Origin of the sequence: Nocardioides solisilvae (assembly GCF_003194625.1) — a bacterium.
Classification (GTDB): Bacteria; Actinomycetota; Actinomycetes; order Propionibacteriales; family Nocardioidaceae; genus Nocardioides; species Nocardioides solisilvae.
The window spans coordinates 639,053-659,084 of the sequence record NZ_QHKX01000001.1 but is presented as its reverse complement, the minus strand read 5'-3'; the positions used below and the strand labels follow the sequence as shown (position 1 = coordinate 659,084).

The 20,032-nt window shown below is 70.2% G+C and carries 19 protein-coding genes; 11 read left to right on the top strand and 8 right to left on the bottom strand.

The features are described from left to right. Positions 1-140 precede the first annotated feature (140 nt). The 3 genes from DNK53_RS17340 to DNK53_RS03145 are packed head-to-tail and all read right to left on the bottom strand — an operon-like array spanning position 141 to position 1,819. On the bottom strand, positions 141-614 hold the full coding sequence (locus tag DNK53_RS17340; RefSeq protein WP_162599741.1) for a hypothetical protein: 474 nt from the start codon (positions 612-614) through the stop codon (positions 141-143). Between the two features lie 48 nt (positions 615-662). Next, on the bottom strand, positions 663-1,313 hold the full coding sequence (locus DNK53_RS03150) for a hypothetical protein (RefSeq protein WP_110180811.1): 651 nt from the start codon (positions 1,311-1,313) through the stop codon (positions 663-665). Then, positions 1,313-1,819: a hypothetical protein gene (locus DNK53_RS03145; RefSeq protein ID WP_068124792.1), complete on the bottom strand. Its 507-nt coding sequence runs from the start codon at positions 1,817-1,819 to the stop codon at positions 1,313-1,315. Before DNK53_RS03145 ends, DNK53_RS03150 begins: the two co-directional genes overlap by 1 nt. 582 nt (positions 1,820-2,401) lie before the next feature. Between DNK53_RS03145 and DNK53_RS03140 the strand changes: the two genes are divergently transcribed. Genes DNK53_RS03140 through DNK53_RS03125 form a run of 4 tightly spaced genes read left to right on the top strand, consistent with a single transcriptional unit; the run spans position 2,402 to position 9,259 of the window. Then, positions 2,402-3,937 carry a DUF3375 family protein gene (locus DNK53_RS03140; RefSeq protein ID WP_162599740.1) on the top strand — a complete coding sequence of 512 codons (1,536 nt, stop codon included), beginning with the start codon at positions 2,402-2,404 and terminating at the stop codon, positions 3,935-3,937. Continuing rightward, complete coding sequence (locus DNK53_RS03135; RefSeq protein ID WP_110180809.1) at positions 3,934-4,701, top strand: DUF4194 domain-containing protein; 768 nt, start codon at positions 3,934-3,936, stop codon at positions 4,699-4,701. The genes DNK53_RS03140 and DNK53_RS03135 overlap by 4 nt, the downstream gene beginning before the upstream one ends. Further along, positions 4,698-8,111 carry an ATP-binding protein gene (locus DNK53_RS03130; RefSeq protein WP_110180808.1) on the top strand — a complete coding sequence of 1,138 codons (3,414 nt, stop codon included), beginning with the start codon at positions 4,698-4,700 and terminating at the stop codon, positions 8,109-8,111. Before DNK53_RS03135 ends, DNK53_RS03130 begins: the two co-directional genes overlap by 4 nt. Next, a complete protein-coding gene (locus DNK53_RS03125; protein ID WP_110180807.1) occupies positions 8,108-9,259 on the top strand; it encodes a Wadjet anti-phage system protein JetD domain-containing protein in 1,152 nt (383 codons plus the stop codon). The genes DNK53_RS03130 and DNK53_RS03125 overlap by 4 nt, the downstream gene beginning before the upstream one ends. Before the next feature lie 80 nt (positions 9,260-9,339). Here DNK53_RS03125 and DNK53_RS03120 read toward each other — a convergent pair whose 3' ends face one another. Then, positions 9,340-9,729: a heavy metal-responsive transcriptional regulator gene (locus DNK53_RS03120; RefSeq protein ID WP_068119651.1), complete on the bottom strand. Its 390-nt coding sequence runs from the start codon at positions 9,727-9,729 to the stop codon at positions 9,340-9,342. Positions 9,730-9,822: 93 nt separating this feature from the next. On the opposite strand from DNK53_RS03120, the gene merA reads away from it, so the two are divergent. Continuing rightward, positions 9,823-11,208 carry a mercury(II) reductase gene (merA, locus tag DNK53_RS03115; protein ID WP_110181380.1) on the top strand — a complete coding sequence of 462 codons (1,386 nt, stop codon included), beginning with the start codon at positions 9,823-9,825 and terminating at the stop codon, positions 11,206-11,208. A gap of 771 nt (positions 11,209-11,979) precedes the next feature. After that, positions 11,980-12,687 carry a hypothetical protein gene (locus DNK53_RS03105; RefSeq protein WP_110180806.1) on the top strand — a complete coding sequence of 236 codons (708 nt, stop codon included), beginning with the start codon at positions 11,980-11,982 and terminating at the stop codon, positions 12,685-12,687. 37 nt (positions 12,688-12,724) lie between these two features. Here the strand turns inward: DNK53_RS03105 and DNK53_RS03100 are convergent, their stop codons facing one another. Continuing rightward, positions 12,725-13,495 carry a TetR/AcrR family transcriptional regulator gene (locus tag DNK53_RS03100; RefSeq protein WP_110180805.1) on the bottom strand — a complete coding sequence of 257 codons (771 nt, stop codon included), beginning with the start codon at positions 13,493-13,495 and terminating at the stop codon, positions 12,725-12,727. Between the two features lie 82 nt (positions 13,496-13,577). Here DNK53_RS03100 and DNK53_RS03095 point away from each other — a divergent pair, with 82 nt between their 5' ends. The 4 genes from DNK53_RS03095 (at position 13,578) to DNK53_RS03080 (ending at position 17,493) form a co-directional block, all read left to right on the top strand. After that, positions 13,578-13,979, top strand: a complete 402-nt coding sequence (locus DNK53_RS03095) for a VOC family protein (protein ID WP_110180804.1) — start codon at positions 13,578-13,580, stop codon at positions 13,977-13,979. 273 nt (positions 13,980-14,252) lie between these two features. Then, on the top strand, positions 14,253-15,578 hold the full coding sequence (locus tag DNK53_RS03090; RefSeq protein WP_110180803.1) for a hypothetical protein: 1,326 nt from the start codon (positions 14,253-14,255) through the stop codon (positions 15,576-15,578). After that, on the top strand, positions 15,575-16,810 hold the full coding sequence (locus DNK53_RS03085; RefSeq protein ID WP_110180802.1) for a hypothetical protein: 1,236 nt from the start codon (positions 15,575-15,577) through the stop codon (positions 16,808-16,810). Before DNK53_RS03090 ends, DNK53_RS03085 begins: the two co-directional genes overlap by 4 nt. Beyond that, positions 16,807-17,493 carry a hypothetical protein gene (locus tag DNK53_RS03080; protein ID WP_110180801.1) on the top strand — a complete coding sequence of 229 codons (687 nt, stop codon included), beginning with the start codon at positions 16,807-16,809 and terminating at the stop codon, positions 17,491-17,493. Before DNK53_RS03085 ends, DNK53_RS03080 begins: the two co-directional genes overlap by 4 nt. Before the next feature lie 212 nt (positions 17,494-17,705). On the opposite strand, the gene DNK53_RS03075 is transcribed toward DNK53_RS03080, so the two are convergent. From DNK53_RS03075 to DNK53_RS03065, 3 genes are read right to left on the bottom strand one after another with little or no spacing between them, the layout of a single operon-like run. Continuing rightward, positions 17,706-18,218 carry a GNAT family N-acetyltransferase gene (locus DNK53_RS03075; protein WP_239456332.1) on the bottom strand — a complete coding sequence of 171 codons (513 nt, stop codon included), beginning with the start codon at positions 18,216-18,218 and terminating at the stop codon, positions 17,706-17,708. Then, a complete protein-coding gene (locus DNK53_RS03070; protein ID WP_110180800.1) occupies positions 18,215-18,637 on the bottom strand; it encodes a VOC family protein in 423 nt (140 codons plus the stop codon). Before DNK53_RS03070 ends, DNK53_RS03075 begins: the two co-directional genes overlap by 4 nt. Positions 18,638-18,652: 15 nt before the next feature. Continuing rightward, positions 18,653-19,330, bottom strand: coding sequence for a DUF305 domain-containing protein (locus DNK53_RS03065; RefSeq protein ID WP_110180799.1), 678 nt, complete (start codon positions 19,328-19,330; stop codon positions 18,653-18,655). A 71-nt stretch (positions 19,331-19,401) separates the two neighbouring features. Between DNK53_RS03065 and DNK53_RS03060 the strand changes: the two genes are divergently transcribed. Next, positions 19,402-19,983 (top strand): GNAT family N-acetyltransferase, encoded by a 582-nt coding sequence (locus DNK53_RS03060; protein ID WP_110180798.1) that lies wholly within the window; start codon positions 19,402-19,404, stop codon positions 19,981-19,983. Positions 19,984-20,032 lie beyond the last annotated feature (49 nt).

Genomic DNA, 20,032 nt, shown 5'->3' with positions numbered 1-20,032 from the left:
CGTCTGAAATCTGCCCGCAAACAACGCCCTGGCAGCGTCTGCCATGGCACTTTGCGCCCCGGCCCATTTTGCCGATTGTGGCTACAGCGGCCTATGCCCTAGGGGTAGCGGCCCCTCGCTGCTGATGCAGTTGCCTCGCCTCAGCGGTCGGGCCAGCGCCACCACTCGGGCGGCTCGATGCGCTTCTCGGCTACCTCAATGAACGTACGGACCTCGTCCTCGCTCGGCATTGCTCCGGGGAGGATGACCATGAGCGTGGCCATGTCGGCGGTGGTCAAGTTGGCCCGCCCGCACAGCCGCGCGTTCCACCGCTTCTGGGTGTCCGGGCGCGGGTCCAGCGCCGCCAGTTGCTCCTGGGTGAGCCGATGCTCACCGTTCGGACCGAACTGCTCTTCATTCTTGGCCTTGCGTACGTGCAGGCAGATGACGTGCTGCATAACCGCAGCCCGGAACTTCGCAACCTCGACCAGGTCGTTGCCGTTCGGCGGAAGCCAAGTCCGTTCGGTGATGCGCTCTCCGCGAATCTCCAGTTGTCCGAACGCCTCGGGCGGCGAGCACCACTTCTGTGGTCCCGACACGTTCCGGTTTGCTCGGGGCGCAGTCGGTGTGGTCACAGCGCCTGAGCCTAGGGGTTGACGAGGCGTATGCGGGGCAGATGCTGGTCAGGCGTCGGGGTCCAGCGGTGCCCAGTCGGGTCGCGGAGGCGTGAAGAAGGGGTCGTTGCTGATACGGACCCGCTCCGCCTCTGCGACATCGCTCATCGGCACCAGCCACCGGTATCGGTAGTACAGGTCGCGACGAATGACGCAGACCCGAGCCTCGTGGGTCAACGCCGCGACGCGACCGGCCTCCCGCAGTGAAGCCAGTGGGACGCGGCGGGTGCTCTTGAGATGAGTGAACATGGGCTCGGCGTGGGTGCCGTGCCTCGGTACCGGGGCGAGGAACACGGTGTGCGCAAACGCGACCGTGACACGCTCCCCCTTCTCCTGCCAACCCGCCACAATCGCGGCTTGAGCCTTGGGGTCCTGGGTGTCGAGCCGCAGCACTCGGACCACCTCGATGCTGTCGTTGTCGCGAGCCTTCGAGACCATTTCGCAACTGGGAGAGGCCACCATGACGGCGTGCCACGGCTCACCCTGCTTGTCCGTCAGGGGCACTCCATGCTCGTCGACCGGTGGGGCATTGAATAGGTCGCCGAACCTGTACGGCCAGGCCCCGGGCTGCTCGGCCTCATCGGCAGGCACCCAATAGTCGCTTGGGCGGGGGTACCACGCATCGGTGATGATGGCGTCGCGCTGAGAACCCTCCGCCATCAGTCGAGATTGAGGTCGTCGTCGTTCCCAGACTCTTCGATGGGTCCAGCGTGGGCCGACAAACGAGCACGCGTGATGTGCTCGCCGTGCTCGCCCGCCGACAGGCGCACCGGGAAGGTGGCTGCAAACTCGGCGATGGCGCGCCAGTCGTCACTCCCGTGACCCGGCATCACGCGCTCCAACGTCTCCGACGGGATGGCAACACCAGTGCGTGCGGCAGCCAACAGCATCGGCAGCGTTGCGCGCAGTTCGTTCTCCCGCTCAGCAGCGCGCGTCGCATTCTCAACCAGACCGTCATAGCGGTCTGGGGCCACCAGATAACCCTCGACCTCGTTGTAATGGGTGACCGCGACCGCTTCGCTGGTGCGGAGCATGTCCAGCGTCGGGCGAGTCTTCTGATGCAACGTGCTGGCCGAGACCCGCTTATCCGTTCCGGCCGCGACGAAGCGGCCTCGCGGCTTGAGGCTCTTGGCATCCGTGAGACCGCTGAGGCGGGTGACATCCATGCCGGACTCCTCTCGGGTCGTGGTGGTCGTGAGACACGTCCAGTATCGGCTACCGGAGCGTCTTGCGCAACATGTTGCACAACATTTTCCAGTCAACGGAGGAGGAGTACAGCGCACTGTCGGCGGTCGCAGGCATGATTCTGCTCGCGCCGATGTTGACCTCATCCTGCCCGCCACCGCTCGGGCGGCAACCAATAGGTCAAGAGTCAGCGCAGCCACACCGAAGCGTCTTTCGGCGACGTATACGGGCACTAGACGACACGGTCGGAGCACCAGCCGCCGACCGTAGAGCCCGTGCGCAACGGTGGCGGCCACCTCATGTCCACGCACATACTGAGGCTGGCCGGGATGGTTCGGATGCGAGGAGTATTGACAGGCTCCTCGACCCAGACACGGCCGACCACGTGAGCCCGAGCCGCTGTTGCAGGCGGCTCGGGCCACGCTCGTCCGCCACCGAGGCGGAGCCTGCACCCCGGCCCCTAGCACCGGTCGGGCACCCTCCGTCTCCGAATCACCCCGACCTGTCGGTGCGACGGCTTAACCTGCCGTGGACGAGTCGTCGGCAGGTGAACGGGGGTGAGCATGAGCGACATCGTGGGCGAAATCGCCAGGGTGACCGAAGCCTTCGAGAAGCCGACGCTGCGCCTACTCGACGGCAAGTGGGCAGCGTTCCGCGTCGCCGTGTTCCGGGCCGCGTTCTCACGCGACCGGCGCAGCGTGCCCGCCGACCGCCTCCACGCCCAAGTCGACACCTACCTGAGCGAACTGCTTCGCGAAGGGCTGGACGTGCCGCCGGTGCAGAACGGGCGAGCGCTGTGCAACACCTGGGTCAACGACCAGTGGCTGTTTCGCGACAACGACGCCGACGGCGCGCTGGTGTACTCGCTCACGTCCTCTGCGCTGGAGGCGCTCGACTTGGTGGCAACCCTGTCCCGGGACCGGGTGCTGGTGTCCGAATCGCGGCTGACCACCATCTTGGACACGGTGCGCCGGTGGGCGCTCGAAGCCTCACCGGACGCGCAGGCGCGTGTGGACCGGCTCAACGCTCAGATTCGCGAACTTGAAGTCGAGCGTGACCGGCTCGCCAACGGGGGAGAGGTCATGCTGGCCTCCGACGACCGGATGCTCGACGGTTACGCCAACCTCATCGACCTCATCGGGCAGTTGCCGTCGGACTTCAAGCGGGTCGAAGAGTCCGTGCTCGACATGCACCGCAAGATTCTCCGAGACTTCCGCGAGGAAGAGCGACCTGTCACCGACGTGCTCGACGAGTACCTGCACAAGCAGGACACCCTGGTGAAGGACACCGCCGAAGGGCGGGCCTTCGACGGGGCGTTCGTTTTGCTGCGCGACGATGACATGCTTCTGCAACTGCGCACCAACGTGCAGGTCCTGATGGACCACCCCGCCTCCGCTGCGCTCGTTGCCTCCGACATGGCCGAACTCCGGGGCGCGGAGGCCATCATCCGGCAAGGCACCAAGGACGTGCTCGCGCAGCGCCGACGCCTCACCGCCACCTTGAAAGAGCACATCGTCAACAACGACGTGCTCCACGAACGCGAACTCGACCGGGTGCTGCGTGGCATCAACCGGGAACTGGCCAAGTGGATGGAGTCTGCCGGTCCGCGAGCCACGGTCCCCGTGGAACTCTTGCCGCCCACCATGAAGGTCGGGCACCTCCGCGAACGGCTCTGGGACCCCGCCTCCGCCGCACCACCGCCTCCGCTCGAAGACATCGAGGATGACGTCCCCGAGCCGCCGACCGTGGAGGAACTCCGCATGCAGGGCGGCCCCTCGCTCGACGACCTCCGGGCCGCGCTCGTCGGAGCCCTCAACAGCGGCGATTCCGAGACCATCGGCGACCTGTTCCATGCCCTGCCCGACGACCTGCGCCGTCCCGTGGAAATCCTCGGGCTGCTGCATCTGGCCTCCCGCGTGAACGCCCTCGACCAGGTTGCAGACACGGAGGTCTTCGAAGCCATCCGGCCCAACGGAGAACTTCGCCACTTCCTTGTCCCCGCCGTACCGCTCACTACCGACGAGGCCGACGCTCTCGCCCGTCTCGCGGACCTCGACGACCCCGCCGCAGACCTTGAAGGTGAAGGAACCACCCCATGACTGACTTCAACGGCGACGACCTCGACGACTTCACCCACGACACCGACGACGTCTTCACCGACCTCGACGACGACTTCACCGACGCCGACGAGACACAGGAATCGACTCTCGCGCTCTTCCCCGACGACTCCGGCGGACTCTCCTTGCCGCAGCGCCGCGCGTTCGTCTGCCTGCTTAAGAACAGGTTCGTCTCCGCCATCGACAACCCAGTGGAGTGGCGGGTCATCCGCGAAGACCCCGAGCCGTTCAAGTCACGGCTCAACGACATGTTCCTCGACCTGCACCTAGACCTGCAGCACGAGGTGGCGTTCAAGCGGCAGGCAGCCACCGACGGCGGCGCGCGAGAGTTTCCCACCCTCCTGCACGACATCGCCTACACCCGCGAAGAGACCATCCTGCTGGCGTTCCTGCGGATGCGCTTCCAAAGCGAGCGCGCCTCGGGCCATGAGGACGTGACCGTGGACCGCGACGAGATGCTCACCCACGTGGCCTCGTTCCGCCCGGCCCACGCCACCAACCGGTCCGGTGACGCCGCCAAGGCCAACAATGCCGTCGACAACCTCATCAAAGCGAAGGTCCTGCGCAAGACCAACGACAGCGACCGGCTCCGGGTCTCCCCGGTCATCGCGGTGCTCCTGCCGCTGCCCCGGCTCCATGAATTGTTCGAGTGGCTCATGTCCCAGAACGGCACCCCGTCCGACGAGTCCACCGACCATGCCGGGGACCTTGACACTGACCGCGACACCGATGAGGCCCTGTCATGACCACCACCCAAGACGCGCTCCTCTACCTCCCAGGGGCTACCGAAGGCACCACCCAATGGAAGGTCGAGAAACTCCAACTGCTCGCCTGGGGCGGCTTCCACAACCACACCGTCGTCGAGTTCGCGCCCACCGTCACCCTGCTCTCCGGCGCATCCGGCACCGGCAAGTCGACCCTCCTCGACGCCTACATTGCGCTCCTGATGGATTCGGGCACCCCCTTCAACGGAGCCTCCAACGACGCCACCATCGGCAGGGCACGTGGCTCCGAACAACGCAGCCTCGTCTCCTACCTGCGCGGCAAGATGGACACCAACCGCAGCGCCGCCGGGGAACTCGAAGACCAAGTGCTACGAGGACGCGACTCAGCCACCTGGGGTGCACTCGCGGTCACCTTCATCGACGACCACGACCGCCGGTACACGGTCGCCCGCCTCTACTACGTGCCCCGCTCCGCCACCAAGGACAGCGACCTGGTCCGCAAGATGTGCACCATCGAGGGCACCATCCACCTGCCCGACCTCGAACCCCTGGCGGCAGGCAAGTTCGACAAGCGCGCCGTCGAAGGCCGGTTCGCGAACCTCAAAATGCACGATTCCTACACCGCGTTCGCGCAAGCGTTCTGCACCCGCCTCGGCATCGGCCCCCACGGCGACGGAGCCAAGGCACTCCGGCTGCTGGCCCGCATCCAAGCCGGTCACCAGATTCCCACCGTGGACGACCTGTACAAGAAACTCGTCCTCGAACAACCCGGCACCTACGCGGCAGCCGACGCCGCCGTCGAGCACTTCAAGGACCTCGAAGACGCCTACGACGCCATGGAGTCCGAGGCAAAGAAGGCCGAAGTCCTAGCGCCCATCCCCGACCTGTGGGAGGAACGGGAGGCCGCACGGAAGAAGGTCCGCCTCATCGACACGTTCGGACTCGGATACTCCCAGGGCGACACCCCGTTCGGGTTGTGGAAACTCACCACCGAAGACCGGCTCCTCGAAGCCGCCGAGGACAACCTTCGTGCCGAGCGCGAAACCTTCGAGAAGGCCAAGCGGACCGCGCAGCAGCGGGAGGCCGACCTCAACATCAGCAAAGCCAACGTGGAAGCCGACCTCACCGAGAACGAGTCACACGGCACCATCGCCCGGCTCGACGCCGACATCGACCGGCTCGGCCTCGACCAGAACGCTGCACGCATCCGCCGCGACACCTTCGACCGTGCCACCGCCCGGCTCAACCTGACCATCGACACCGAAGCCGACTTCACCACCGCCCAAGCGACCTCGAAGGCGTTCCTCGACGGCTTCCAAACCACCCTCGACGACCTGGACCGGCAGAAGGCGCTGCTGAATCGGCAGGTCGCCGCACCCATGACCGAGAAGGACGACCTCGTGACCGAGCGAGAGTCCCTCAAGGACCGCAAAGGCCGCATGGACCACCGCCTCCACGTCGCGAGGCTGGCGATGGCGCAGGCCGCCGGGATGCGCCCCGAAAACCTCCCGTTCGTCGGTGAACTCATCGACGTACGCGACGGTGAGCAGCGGTGGCGCAAGGCCATCGAAACAACCCTGTTCGGCATCGCCCGAGTCATGCTCGTCGACGCCAACCACCTCGACCGGTTCTCCCGCGCCATCGACCAGGCCGACATCCCGGCACGAGTCAACTTCCAAGGCGTCGACCTGTCCGACTTCCAGGCCGAGAACCTCGACGCCCGCTACATCTCCGGGAAACTGGACTACAAGGACACCCCGTTCACCAACTGGGTCCTCGACCGGCTCACCGACGACAACACCGACGCCCTGTGCGTGAACACCCCCGACGAACTCTCCGGGCACGGGCAGCGCGTCACCGTGAACGGGCAAACCCGGCGGGGCCGCTCAGGTGCACACGGTTCCAACAACGCCCCCTACGTCATCGGGTTCTCCAACGCCGACCGACTCCGCGAAATCGACGACCGCATCCGCGACCTCGACGCCATCATCGGCGACCTCGGCAAGCAAGAACGAGCGCTCACCCAGCAGTCGAACGCGCTGCTCGCCGACAAGTCCGCCCACGAGCACATCGTCGCCACCGACTGGGCGCTCATCGACGAAGACGGCATCAGCGCACGCATCAACGACCTAACCCAGCAGCGCGACCGCATCCTGGACGACGACGATGACCTGCGCGCCCTCAAGGAAGAGCAGGGGCGCATCATCTCCGCCCTCAAGGAGGTCACCGGCGACCTGCGGATGGCGGAGGAGAAACTCACCGCCATTGCGGACACCACCAGCGAGGTCATGGCCCGCAAGGACCAGGTCGGCCGCGAAATCGAACGCATCGACCGCGACCAGCAAGTCGTTCTCACCGACCATCAAGTCGACTACCTCGACACCGAATACCGCCAAGTCGCCAACGAAGGCGACCTTCACGAGTTCCGCCACGGCGGCTGGGCCAGGCTCAAGACCCGCCTCGGCGACCAACTCAAGGGCGCAAACGACAAGGTCAACGACAAGACCCGCGCCCTCGAAGCCACCTTCCGTCGCTACCTGGACCGGTGGGAAGAACCCAACCTGTCCGAGTCGGTGGAGAACTACGACACGTTCGGCCGCATCTATGACGACATCATCGCCCGAGGTCTCGCCGACCGCCGCGCCGAATGGTCCAAACGCCTCACCGACTGGTCCGGGCAAGACCTCGTGCCGCTCGCTGGCGCATTCAGCATGGCCATCGAAGAAATCCGCCAACGGCTCGACCCGGTCAACACCATCCTCGAACGGCTTCCCTTCGGTGCCCACCGCGACCGGCTCCGCATCGACCTGCGCGAACTGCACCGCGACGACATCGTGAAGTTCAAGAAGGAACTGCGCATCCTGTCCCGCGTCAACGCCGACGACTTCACCGACGAGCAGATTCAGAACTGGTTCAAACGACTCCGCAAGTTCATGTCCGCCATCCGCAAGGACACCACCGGGAAGTCCACTCGCGACCGCGACTACTTCCTCGACGTAAACCGCCACATCGAAATCACCGCCGTCGCCTACGACCCCATCACCAAGGTCGACCGGTCCACCTACGCCGCCCTCGGCGGCAAGTCCGGCGGCGAAACCCAGGAACTCGTCGCGTTCATCGTTGGAGCAGCGCTGCGGTTCCAGTTGGGCGACGACACCAGCACCCGGCCCCGGTTCGCTCCCGTCTTCCTCGACGAAGGATTCGTGAAGGCCGACAGCGAGTTCGCCGGACGAGCCGTCGACGCGTGGAAGGGGCTCGGGTTCCAACTCATCATCGGTGCCCCGTACGGACAGTTCACCGCCCTCGAACCCCACGCCGAGCAGATTCTCTACATGTCCAAAAGCGACAAGGGCATCTCCTACGTTAAGCCGGTCCAACCCACCAGCAAGCCCGCCGCCACCAGGGCTGCGGGCTCCGAGGTCACCGGATGAAGACCCCAGAGGCGGTCCTCGCCGACATCAGGCGGCGGTTGGACAACACCTGGGCCGACCACCTCGCAGGCCAACCCGCGTGGCCACACCGGTTCCCCCTCGGCACGGACTCCAAAAGCGTCCTCGAAGCAGAATGGCAAGACACCTACCAGCCGCTGCGCCGCACCTGGGCTGACTGGGCGCGGAAACACCCCGCCACCACACTCCACACCGAACCAAAACGCGTCTACTCCACCACCCAGGACCTCCCCGTCGGCCTAACCATCACCACCATCGACGCCGCTGCCCGCCTCGCCGGAGAAGACTGGCCCACCCGACTGGAACGTGCCACCCACCGCCTCACAACACTCCGCCAACGTCACCCTGACCTGGTCAACCCCAGCAAAGTGCTCCGAGCCGTCGACCGGTACACCGAGACCGACTTCGGGCTACTTCTCACCGTCGCCGACTGGTTTAGCCGCAACGACGCCACGGGCCTCACCCCACGACAGGTCCCCATCCCCGGCGTCCACGCCAAATGGCTCAAGAGCCACCGCTCACTCCTCCTCACCCTCACCGGACGAGACACCCTCGGACTCCTCCCCGAACACCCGCCACGCATCCACTTCACCTACCTCGACCCCGACCACCGGGCCGCAGGCGGACGGGTCCACGACTCCGCCACCGTCGACGACGCATTCGGCCCCGCCTACCCACCGCAGGTCGTGGTGATCTCCGAGAACAAGGACACTGCCATCCATTTCCCGCCCATCCCCGGCGGCATCGCCGTCGAAGGCGACGGGTTCGGAGGCAAGACCGCCGCCGCGTTCCCCTGGCTCACCAGCGCACCGCACCTCTACTATTGGGGCGACATCGACGCCCACGGCTACGAAATCCTCAACGGGTGGCGCGCCGACGGAGTACCCGTCACCAGCATCCTCATGGACCCCGACACCTACGAGACCTACGAACCGTTCGGCACCAACACCGACAAGAACAACCAGCCCCTCCGACCCGGTGTGCCGAAGGCGCTGCCGTGCCTCACCCCGGACGAGCGAGCCGTCTACGAACGGGTCCTCGACGCTGCCCACACCGGACACCGCCGCATCGAACAAGAACGCATTCCGCTCGCCGTCGCCCACGCCGCCGTCAAAGCACGCCAGTCATGACCGACGATGGGACCAACGGCACCGGCTACGCGGCGTGTCGCGGAGGTTCGGGCTACCCGTGAACATGCCGGTCAACCGGTTCACAGGTAGCGGCATACATCTTCGGGTTGACACTCGGCCGGATTGGCATGCGTGGCGTCGGCGCGTAGTTGGGCGACGTTTGCGCGGAGCGCGTGCAGGTCGGCGATCTGCTGGTCGAGGGTGGTGAGGCGGTCGTCGAGGAGTTCGGCGACGTGACGACAGGGAGCGGTCCCGGCGTCCCGGATGTCGAGCACCTTGCGAATCTCCGCCAGTGTGAGCCCGGCCGCGCGGCCACGCCGGATGAAGTCGAGCCGGGCGATGGCGTCGTCGCCGTAATCCCTGTATCCGCTGGCGGTGCGTTCAGCGGGCGGCAGCAGGCCGCTGTCCTCGTAGAAGCGCAGCGTCTTCGTCGTGGTCCCGGCGAGGGATGCCAGTTCTCCGATGCGCATGCCGATCTCCGCTCTGACGACTTGACCTTCTAGTGCGCTGGAACGTCCATGGTGGATGAACGAACAGGCGAACACCAACCGAAGGAGATGCAGATGAGCGCGGAGTACGACGTTGACTTGGCCGTCATCGGGTCGGGAGGAGCCGCGATGGCGGCAGGGATCGCAGCCCGCAAGGCAGACGCCAAGGTGGTGCTCGTCGAACGCGGCGCTCTGGGCGGGACATGTGTGAACGTCGGCTGCGTTCCGTCGAAGACCCTGCTGGCTGCTGCCGGGACCCGGCACGGTGCACTGGCGAACCCGTTCGACGGCGTCCCCACCTCCGCCGCTGCGGTTGACCTCGGAGCGATTGTGGCGCAGAAGGCTGAGTTGATCGACCGGCTCAAGCAGCACAAGTACGCCGAGGTCGCCGACGCGTGGGGGTTCCCGGTGATCTCCGGTGAGGCTCGGTTCACCGACAAGGACACGTTGGAGGTCGACGGGAAGCCGCTGAGGGCACGTGCCTACGTGATTGCGACCGGCTCGCAGCCCACGGTCCGTGGCATCGCCGGGATCGAGGATGTGGACTACCTGACGTCGACCACGGCGATGGAACTATCCGAGGTGCCCGAGTCGCTCGCGGTCATTGGCGGCGGCTACGTCGGGATGGAGCAGGCGCAACTGTTCGCCCACCTCGGTGCTCGCGTAACCGTGGTCGGACGATTGGCCCCGCATGCGGAGCCGGAGTTGCGGCAGGTGATGGCCGGGGTGTTCGCCGATGACGGCATGACCGTGCTCGCCGAACACGCAACCGGTGTCGAGGCCGCCGAGGACGGCGGCGTCAGGGTGATGACCGCGTCCGGGGAGGAAGTCAGCGCCGAGCGGCTGCTGGTGGCGACCGGCAGACACTCCGACACGTCCGCCTTGGACCTGGCGGCAGCCGGAGTCGACACCGACGAGCGGGGCTTCGTCGTGATCGATGAACACCAGGCCACGTCAAACCCGCGTGTGTACGCGGCAGGCGACGTAGCGGGCACCCCGCAGTACGTGTACGTCGCCGCCGACTCCGGACGAGTCGCCGCAGCCAACGCGCTCGGACACAACGCCCCCCAGACCGTTGACTACACCGGTCTGCCATCGGTGATGTTCACCCGGCCACAGTTGGCCTCCGCCGGACTCACCGAGGAAGAAGCACTCAAGCAAGGCCACGAATGCGCCTGCCGCATCCTGGCCTTGGAAGACGTCCCCAGGGCGCTGGTGAACCGCGACACCCGTGGCGCGTTGAAACTCGTCGCCGACGCTAGCACCGGCAAGGTCCTGGGCGTCCACGCAGTCGCCGACGGAGCAGGAGAGATCATGCTCGCCGCTACCTACGCGATCAAGGCGCAGATGACCGTCGACGACCTCGCCGAGACCTGGGCTCCGTACCTGACCATGGCCGAGAGCCTGCGGATCGCCGCCGGACTGTTCCGTAACGAACTACCCACCTCCTGCTGTGCCTGACCCGGCCCGGCCCGCCGCTCTCGGAGCCCTCGCGATGGTTGTTGCTGCGCCGGGCATGCAGTGCTGCTAGCGGTCGGACTTGGTGGCATCACAGCGCTAGCGCGTTCGGGTTCTCCGCGCCCAACCTGGAGTACCCACTCAGCACCAACGTTCGCGGGTTCATCGCGCTCCTAGTGTTCGGCCTCGCCGTAGCCGCGAGCGTCGAGACCGGCTGGGCAATCATGCGACGCCTGCGCTAATCGCACCGGCAAGGTGTGTGAGACCGAACCGGTCGGCGGGCCCCCGACGCCGAACTTGAAACAGGGCTGCTGTTCACTGACCTCCCGAATGCGCAACACCGGCGTAGCAGTCGGCCGCGCCCTGAATCCCCAGGTTCGCCGGTACCTCAGTCATGGCAGCACCGGCCGATGCCTGTGGAGGAACGACATAAACGTGTCAGCACTGACATCAGTTGACGTGACCACTGTCAGGTACATGTCGCCCAACAACTGATCCGGCACGCACCGGCAGCACGGGACTGGCAACACGGGACTGGCAACGCGGGACCGGCGGCACGGGTCCCGGCGACGCGGGCGCACGCGTCCCACCGTACACCCCCGCGGTGGAGGGTGTCGACACCCTTCCGCCGGCTGGCCGCGGCCGTCGGCTGGCCGCGGGCTGTGCTGGACTGGCCGGCGAGCGTGCGCCCCGGACAGGCCGGAGGGGTACGCCACCACCCGACGACAGCGCCGGCGACGAGGCCGGCCGGTCCCCGCACCCCTTGGAGCCGCCGTGAAGTCCCTGCCCCGCGCCAGCCGCACGCTCGCCGCGCTCTCCGCGGCCGCCGTCCTCACTCTGGCCGGGTGCGCGGGCGACTCCTCCGACGACGGCGGGGACGACAAGGCGACGTTCCCCACCTCGGGGAGCGACGGGGCGCCGGACGCCCCGGAGGCCACGGACGTCCCCGAGGCCACGGAGGACCAGGAGGGGGAGGCGTCCTCCGGAGGGGGCGCCGACGCGGAGCTCCCGCTCTCCGAGGAGCTGTCGGCGCAGGACCCCCCGGCGTGGGGCCTGCCGCTGGTCGACGGGTGGTCGGTCCCGCAGGAGCTGCAGTCGGGCGTCTTCCAGATCGGCAAGGAGGGCAGCGAGACCGTCGTCACCGCCTACCAGCTGGCCGACCCGAGCGGCTCGGACGCCGAGCAGGCGGCGCGGGACTGGCTGGACAACTACCACGCGCAGGTGGCCGACAGTGCGGGCGCCAGCGACGTCACCGACCCGACGTACGACACCGTCGTCCTCGACTCGACGCAGGGGACGATGGAGTTCGTGGCCCAGGACCTGGCCTACGGGACGCCCAGCGGCACCCGCTTCCGCTCCTTCTACGTGGCGCGCTGGATCGACGGATACCTCCTCGGCCTCCAGTACGCCGCGCCGGAGGACGAGTGGAGCGAGGACGAGTGGGCCCTGCTGACCGAGCAGGGCCTGAAGTTGACCCTCTGACCCACCCGCGCGCAGCCGGGCGGGGCCAGGGCGTCGCTCAGGCGGCGGCGTCGATCAGGGCGGCCAGCCCGTCGAGCGTCCGCGCGAGGCCGAACTCCCAGGCGGCGTCGGCCGACCAGGCCGCTCCGTGGGCTTCCCCGGCGGCGGCTCCGATGCGCACGGCGCGGGGGTAGGCGGCGGGGTCGAGGGCGCGGGCGAGGACCGGCTGGTTGGCGGCCCACCAGTCGGCGTCGCTCATCGCGGAGTCGGTGGTGGCCCGGGCCGCGTCGTGGGCGGAGCGGCAGTGCGACTGCACGAAGCCCAGCAGGAAGGTGAGCGCGGCGTCGGTCTCGACGTCGCCGAGCCCGGTGCCGTCGAAGGCCGCGAGCTCGTGCTCGTACTTCGCCATCACCCCCGGCCCGAGCGGCGGACGGCTGAGGGCGGCGACCTCGGTGAGCCAGGCGTGCGTGGTGAGCAGCGCGCGGTTCGCCTCGGCCACGTCGGTCAGCCGGCGTCGCCACGAGCGGCTGCGCCACGGCGGCCGCGGCATCGCGAGGTGGAGGCGGTCGACCATGAGGTCGAGGAGCTCCGGCTTGCCCGGCACGTAGGTGTAGACCGACATCGCGGAGACGCCCACCCGCTCCGCCACCGCGCGCACGGTGACGGCGGCCAGGCCCCGCTCGTCGGCCAGCGACAGCGCCGCCTCGACGACCTGGTCCGGGGTCGCGGAACGCCGCGGTCCCTTCCGCGGGGCGGTGAGGGTCGGGTCGCCCCACAGCAGGGCGAGGGTGCGGCTGGGCTCGCCGGCGCCGGTGCTCGAGTCGGTCACGCGGGGATTCTTGCACGCTTTCTCGATACGTTGTACGGTGTACGGCGTACAGTGTGAGATGACAGACTACCCAGGAGGCCCCGTGCGCATCACCGAAAGCGCGATCTCGCTGAACGTCCCCGACGTGGAGGCGTCCGCCGCCTGGGCGAAGAAGCACCTCGGGTTCACCGAGGCCATGGCGGCCGAGGGCTTCTGCTCGCTCGCCCACCCCGAGGCGGGCTTCCACCTCGTCTACCTCGCGACGGGCCTGCCGACGTTCAAGCCGGCCTCCGCCGCGGGCCGGGCGGACGGCCTCCTCGTCGTCTTCACGGTGGAGGACGTCGACGCCGAGCACGACCGCCTGCGCGAGGAGGGGGTGGAGGTGGTCACCCCGCTCGAGACCGAGCCGTGGGGGGAGCGGTACTTCCAGATGGCCGACCCCAACGGCGTGGTCTACCAGCTCGTGCAGTGGGTGGCCCCGACCGATCCGGCGTACGCCGGCTGACCCGCGCCGGTGACGGTGATCGGCAGGAGTTCCGGCGATCTCGGGACACGGGGCCGGGGGAGGAGGCAGGATCGTCCCCAGACGCTGCAGGGGACCCGAGACCCCTGCAGCGTCTTTCACGTCTGCTGTCGGGCCCCGGTGCGTGGGGTGCGCCCGGGTGGGCCCCGGTGAGCCGGCGTTCGCCGAGGGTCTTCGCCCGCCTGCGAGACTGTGCGCGTCCTCGGGGCGCGTCCTCGAGGTTGGTCCTCGACAACGATCCCGGGAGGAGCGCGCGTGGTCGACGCCGACACTGACACCGACCTGGCCCTGGTCGTCGCCGACCTCCGCCGCGACGGCGTGCACGTCGACCCGCGGGCAGACGACTGGATCCCCCCGGCCCAGCTGGACGCGATCGTCCGCACCCTCCGCGAGGCCGACGTGCCGGTCCACCTCGTCCTCCTCGAGCCGTCCGACGACGGACGTGGCCTCTCCGCGGGGGAGGACCTGCTCGTCCGGGTGCACGACGCGGGCGGGCCCGACGGCCTCTACGTGGGCGTCAACGAGGTCTGGAGCGGCTCGGGCGAGGAGGTGGCGGGCGCCCCGACGCTCGCCGACGGGCGGGCCGTCGACGTCGCGCTGCGGCAGTGGGGCGAGGTCGACGGCTCCACGGACCTGACCCGGGCCGTGGAGACGGTCCTGCGCGAGGGACGCGTGCAGGCCGACGGCGCGGGGGCGCCGTACGCGCCGGGCGACGGGCTGCTGCGGATCGCCGAGGCGCTCGCCGACGGCAGCTTCGATGCGCTGACCGCCGAGGCCGAGGAGGCCGGGGACGTCGCGCACGAGCAGTGGCGCGCGGAGCGCGAGGCCCAGCAGCAGGAAGAGCAGGAGGAAGAGCAGGGGACGGCGACGGGGCAGGAGTCCACCCCCGGCCCGGCGGCGCCGGCCGGCGACGGCTGGGGGACGGGCGAGCTCGTCGGCCTCGGCGTGGGCCTCGCCGTCCTGGCCGCCGTCGTCGGCCTGGTCGCGCGCGGCCGCGCCCGCCGGCGGACGACGACCACCTTCGTCCTCCCCGAGTCGGTGCTGGAGCGGGTGCAGGCCGCGGGGGACGCCGAGCTCGTGCGCCGCGCCCGGCGCGACGTGCTCGCCCTCGGCGAGGAGCTCGACGCCGCCGAGATGACCGGGTCGGCCGACCGCGCGTGGGCGGCGGCGCTGGACCACTACGAGCTGGCGGGCCGGCTGCTGCCGGCCAGCGCCGGACCCGGCGACGTCGACCCGCTGGACGCGGTCGGTGCGGTCGTCCTGGCCGGACGGGGCCGCGAGGCCCTGGCCGCCGCGCGGGCGGGCCGCCCCTTCGTCCCCAGCACCCCGTGCTTCCTCAACCCGCTGCACGGTCGGGCGAGCGGCGACCGCACCCTCGAGCACGACGGCCGCACGCTGCGGGCTCCCGTCTGCCTGGCCTGCCGCCGCGACCTCGGGGCCGGCCGGCGTCCCGACGTCCTCGACGTCGTCGTCCGAGGCACCCCGCGCCACTACTTCCAGACCGACCGGGAGCCCTGGGCCTCCACCGGCTACGGCGCCCTCGACCCCGACCTCGTGGGCCGGCTGCAGGGCCGCGCGTGAGCGGCGGGCGGACCGACGCGGGCGAGGCGGTCGACGCCCTCGCCGAGGCGCTCCGCGAGGACCCGGTCCAGGTCCACGAGCTCTACGGCAACGGGCGGACCGGGGAGGTCCGCGAGGCCCTCGGCGACCTGGTCGACGACCTCGACTTCCCGGCGTACGTCGTGCTGGTCCCCGAGCCGCCTGGCCTGTCGGGCGACGCGCCCGAGGAGGAGCTCGCGACGCTGCTCCACGACCGGCTGGGGGGCGACGCGATCTTCCACGTCCAGCTCGACCCCCTCGCCGTCGCGGGGAGGACCGTCGGGTTCGGCGACGTGCCGAGCGCCCACGCCCCGGCGCAGTTCACCTACGACCGGTGGGAGCCGGGCGAGTACCCGGAGTACCTGACGAGCGCCGGCGAGGCGGCCCGCAACCTGACGCTCGTCGCCCGGGAGGGCGACATGACGACCGCGGAGTACGAGGCCTGGGCCGAGGTCGGGCTGTGGCGGCAGCCGCCGGAGTGGGACCTCGACCACGAGCCGGTCATGCCCGGCGCCTACGCCCACCACGCCACGCTGGCGTTCGTCCTGGTCGCCGGATTCGTCTGGCTGTCGCTGCGGGCGGTCGCACAGTGGCGCGCGCTCCCCGCCGTGCCGCGGGCCGGGACCCCCGCCGGGACCTCAGCCGGCGCGGCCGACCTACGTGGGTCGGGTGAAGGCGACCCGGCCGCGCCCGCGGAGGTCCGCGCCGAGGTGGAGGGCGCGCTGGACGCCCTGGCCCAGCGGCTCGCCCGCGGCGCCGCCGGCGACGCGACCACCCGGACCCTCGTCGACGGCTCCTACGACACCGCCCGCCTGCTGCTCGCGCGCCACGGCGACGCCGACCACGACCTCGACGACCTGGTCGGGGCGCTCGTGCTCGTCCGGATGGCCGACCGCGCGCTGGACGCGGCCGAGGCTCCGCGCCGCCGTCGACCCCGCCCCTACCTCCCGTGCTTCTTCGACCCGCGCCATGGTGAGGGCAGGCACCGGCGCAGCGTCCCCGTCGCCGACCGCCGGCTCGAGGTCCCGGTCTGCGACGCCTGCCGCGCGGCGCCCGAGGCCGGGCTGCGGCCGCTGCGCGTCGCCCGACGCCGGCTGGGCGGGCCGCGGCCCTGGTACGAGCACGACACCGTCTGGACGCGGACGGGGTACGGCGCCTTCGTCGCCGAGCTGTGGCGGCCGGTGGCCGACGAGCTGGCCGGGGGTGGGCGGTGAGGTCGCCGGTACGCCGCCTCGGCGTCTCCGTCGCGCTGGGCGTGGCGGCGGCAGTCGTCGCCGTCCTGCCGCTGCGTGGTGAGGACGACGAGGCCTACGGCGGGGCCGGTGACCGGGTCCGTGCCGCCGTCGAGGGGCTCCGGGACGACCACGTCCACGTCACCGAGGACGGGCGCGCGATGCTCGACGAGGAGGGCGAGGCGGCGGTCGCGGCCGCGATCGCCGAGCGCGACCTGCCGGTCCACGTCGTCGTCTGGGCGGAGAGCCGGAACGCCGGGTACGACCACTACGTCCTGGCGGCCGAGCAGATGCTGCACCTGCTCGACGAGCCGTCGGTGCTCGTGCTGTGGCAGGGACCCGACACGAGCGTCGCCGTCGCCACGCCGGGGTACGACGTGGTCGACGCGCCGCCGGGGGCCGACCCGTTCGAGGAGCCCGTGGCGTCCGAGCCCGAGTACCTCGGGGAGGCGGCCCTGCGGCTCCCGGAGTGGATCGCGCAGCTCCCTGACGAACCCGTGGAGCGTCAGGAGTTCGACTACTACGGCGGCCCCGTCGCGGGCGCGGGGATCGGGCTGCTCCTGGGGGCGCTGGGGGTCCTCGCGTGGTGGGGCGTGCTGGCGGTCGTGGTCGCCGTCGCCCGCACCGTCCGACAGGGCCGGATCGCGCGGGCGGAGGGCACCTGAGGGGCCGCACCGACCGACCGGTCTGGACCACCGTGGACATTTCTCGACAGATTTCGGGGATAGCCGGGACGAGCCCCCGCCCGGTGGGCCAAGATGTTCCTCAGAGACGCTGCAGGTGACCCGAGACGCCTGCAGCGTCTCTCTCATTTCCCCGGCCGCTCCGCCCTGACCGCTCCGCCCGGCCGCTCCCCGAGGTGTCGGGCCGGGTGTCGTCAGGCTTCGATCCAGTAGCGCCGCTTCCCCTCGCGCACGTCCTCGAAGACCCCGCCGTTGCGCTCGATCGTCCGCGCGGAGGCGACGTTGTCCTCGGAGCAGGTCACCAGGACGCGGGCGATCCCGAGCTCGCGGGCGCGCGCGACGCCCAGCGCCAGCGCCCGGGTCGCGTGCCCGCGGCGCCGGTACGACGGCGCGATGCTGTAGCCGATGTGACCCCCCTGCCGGAGCAGGAAGTCGTTGAGGGCGTGCCGGACGGCGAGGAAGCCGACCACGGCCGACCCCTCGGTCACCCACCAGTAGTCGGAGTGCACCTTGCCCTGCGGCGGGGGGACGGCGGTGTCCGCCTCGGCCGCGGTCGCCGCCAGCAGCGCGTCGAACGAGGCCCGGTCCGGGCGCAGCTCGGGCAGCATCCACGCCCCGGAGCCGTCGGTGGGGCCGTCGCCGAAGTCGCGCACGCAGGCCAGCCACGCGTCGTACCGGTCGGGCGAGGGCAGGGCGAGGGTGGTCACCGAGCCGCCTCCGCGGCCCGCTCGGCCCGCTCGGCCAGCTCCGCCTCGGAGCTGAGCACGCAGAACTCGTTGCCCTCGGGGTCGGCCAGGACGACCCAGCCGCTGTCGGGCCCGTAGATGCCGCGCCGGTCGGCCACCACGGTCGCCCCGAGGCCGCGCAGGTGCTCGACCTCCTCGGCCTGGGTGCGCTCGCGCGGTCGCAGGTCGAGGTGAAGCCGGTTCTTCACCGTCTTCTCCTCCGGCACCTCGAGGAAGAGCAGCCGGTGCCCGGTCTCCGGGTCCAGGATCATGCACTCCTCGTCCCCCGGCCGGTTGGGGTCGTCGGCGAGGTCGACGTAGCCGAGGACCGGCTTCCACCACTCCGACAGGGCGTGGGCGTCCCGGCAGTCCAGGCTGGTGTGGGCGACGAAGCAGCTCATGGCCGCAGTCTGCCGTCAGGAGGCGAGCATCTCCTCCATCTGGGCGATCTCGGCGGTCTGGCTCTCCTCGATGGACTCGGCGAGGGCGATGGCGGGCCCGTACTGCCCGTCCTGCTGCAGGTCCTGGGCCATCTCGATCGCGCCCTCGTGATGGTCGATCATCATGGTCAGCCACATGTCCTGGAAGCGGTCGTCGGCGGAGGCGTCCAGCTCCTCGAGCTCCTCGGGACCCATCATCCCCGGCATCCCGTGGTCGAGCCCCTCCATCCGCTCGCCCATCGACTCGTCGTCGCCGCCGTGGCCGCCCCCGCGGGCGTGGTCGCGCATCGTCTCGGGCACCTCCTCGCCCCACTCGACCAGCCAGTCGGCCATCTCCTCGATCTCGGGGCCCTGCGCGGCCCGGATCGCCTCCAGCAGCTGCTCGAACTCGGGGTCGGTGGTGCGCCCCTGCGCCATGTCGACCATCACCAGCGCCTGCGCGTGGTGCGGGATCATCTCCTGGGCGAACGCGACGTCGGCCTCGTTGTGGTCGGTCTCGCTGGCACCCTCGGAGGGCTCGGCGACGACGTCGTCGTCGTCGCCGCTGCAGCCGGCCGCGACCAGCGCGAGCAGCAGGACCAGCAGCGGTGCGGCGAGCGCCGCGAGGGGGCGGCGCCGGGCGCGGCTCGTGCGGGGGGCGAGGGGTCGGGGCACAGGGTCCTCCTCGTGGGTTCACGGCGATCCTGCCGGGCACCTCCGACACTACGCCCGGCAGGATGGGGCCGGTGAGCAGCGCACAGCCGAGCGGATCACCCCCCGGCGCGGGCCGGGTCGCGGTCCGCCCCCGCCGCGCGGGCGACCTCCCCGCGCTCGGCGAGGCCCTGCTCGCCCAGCAGCCCCGCAGCCGCTACCCGTTCAGGAACCCGCTGCCGGTCCCGACCGAGCGCTTCCTGCACGGGCACGACGCCGACGCGGCGTGGACCGCCGAGCTGGGCGGTCGCCCCGTCGGCCACGTCTGCCGCACCGGCCCGGCGCAGGGGTCGCCGGACGCCGACGAGGTGAACGCCGCCGCGGCGGCGGCCCACGGCTGCGGGCCGGACCGGCTGGCATGGGTCCGGTCGCTCTTCGTCGCCGAGCAGGCCCGCGGGCTGGGGGTGGGCCGCCGGCTGCTCGACGTCGTCGTCGCCGACCTCCGCGCCCACGACCTGCGTCCCTGCTTGGAGGTGCTGCCCGTGCACGAGGCGGCCGTCGAGATGTACGCCGCCGCCGGCTGGCGCGAGGTGCACCGCACCCGGCCCGCCTGGTTGCGCGACGCCGCCGGCAGCGAGGGCCTCGAGGTGCGGGTGCTGGTGCTCGACGGGTCCTGAGGAGGCGGCGGCCTGAGTACGCGATCGCATGCGCCGGCCGGGCCCCTCC

Bases quoted from the DNA above. Each gene is read 5' to 3' on its own strand.
- DNK53_RS03150 (WP_110180811.1), bottom strand. From the start codon at position 1,313: ATGGCGGAGGGTTCTCAGCGCGACGCCATCATCACCGATGCGTGGTAC.
- DNK53_RS03145 (WP_068124792.1), bottom strand. From the start codon at position 1,819: ATGGATGTCACCCGCCTCAGCGGTCTCACGGATGCCAAGAGCCTCAAG.
- DNK53_RS03140 (WP_162599740.1), top strand. From the start codon at position 2,402: ATGAGCGACATCGTGGGCGAAATCGCCAGGGTGACCGAAGCCTTCGAG.
- DNK53_RS03135 (WP_110180809.1), top strand. From the start codon at position 3,934: ATGACTGACTTCAACGGCGACGACCTCGACGACTTCACCCACGACACC.
- DNK53_RS03130 (WP_110180808.1), top strand. From the start codon at position 4,698: ATGACCACCACCCAAGACGCGCTCCTCTACCTCCCAGGGGCTACCGAA.
- DNK53_RS03125 (WP_110180807.1), top strand. From the start codon at position 8,108: ATGAAGACCCCAGAGGCGGTCCTCGCCGACATCAGGCGGCGGTTGGAC.
- DNK53_RS03120 (WP_068119651.1), bottom strand. From the start codon at position 9,729: ATGCGCATCGGAGAACTGGCATCCCTCGCCGGGACCACGACGAAGACG.
- merA (WP_110181380.1), top strand. From the start codon at position 9,823: ATGAGCGCGGAGTACGACGTTGACTTGGCCGTCATCGGGTCGGGAGGA.
- DNK53_RS03070 (WP_110180800.1), bottom strand. From the start codon at position 18,637: ATGAGCTGCTTCGTCGCCCACACCAGCCTGGACTGCCGGGACGCCCAC.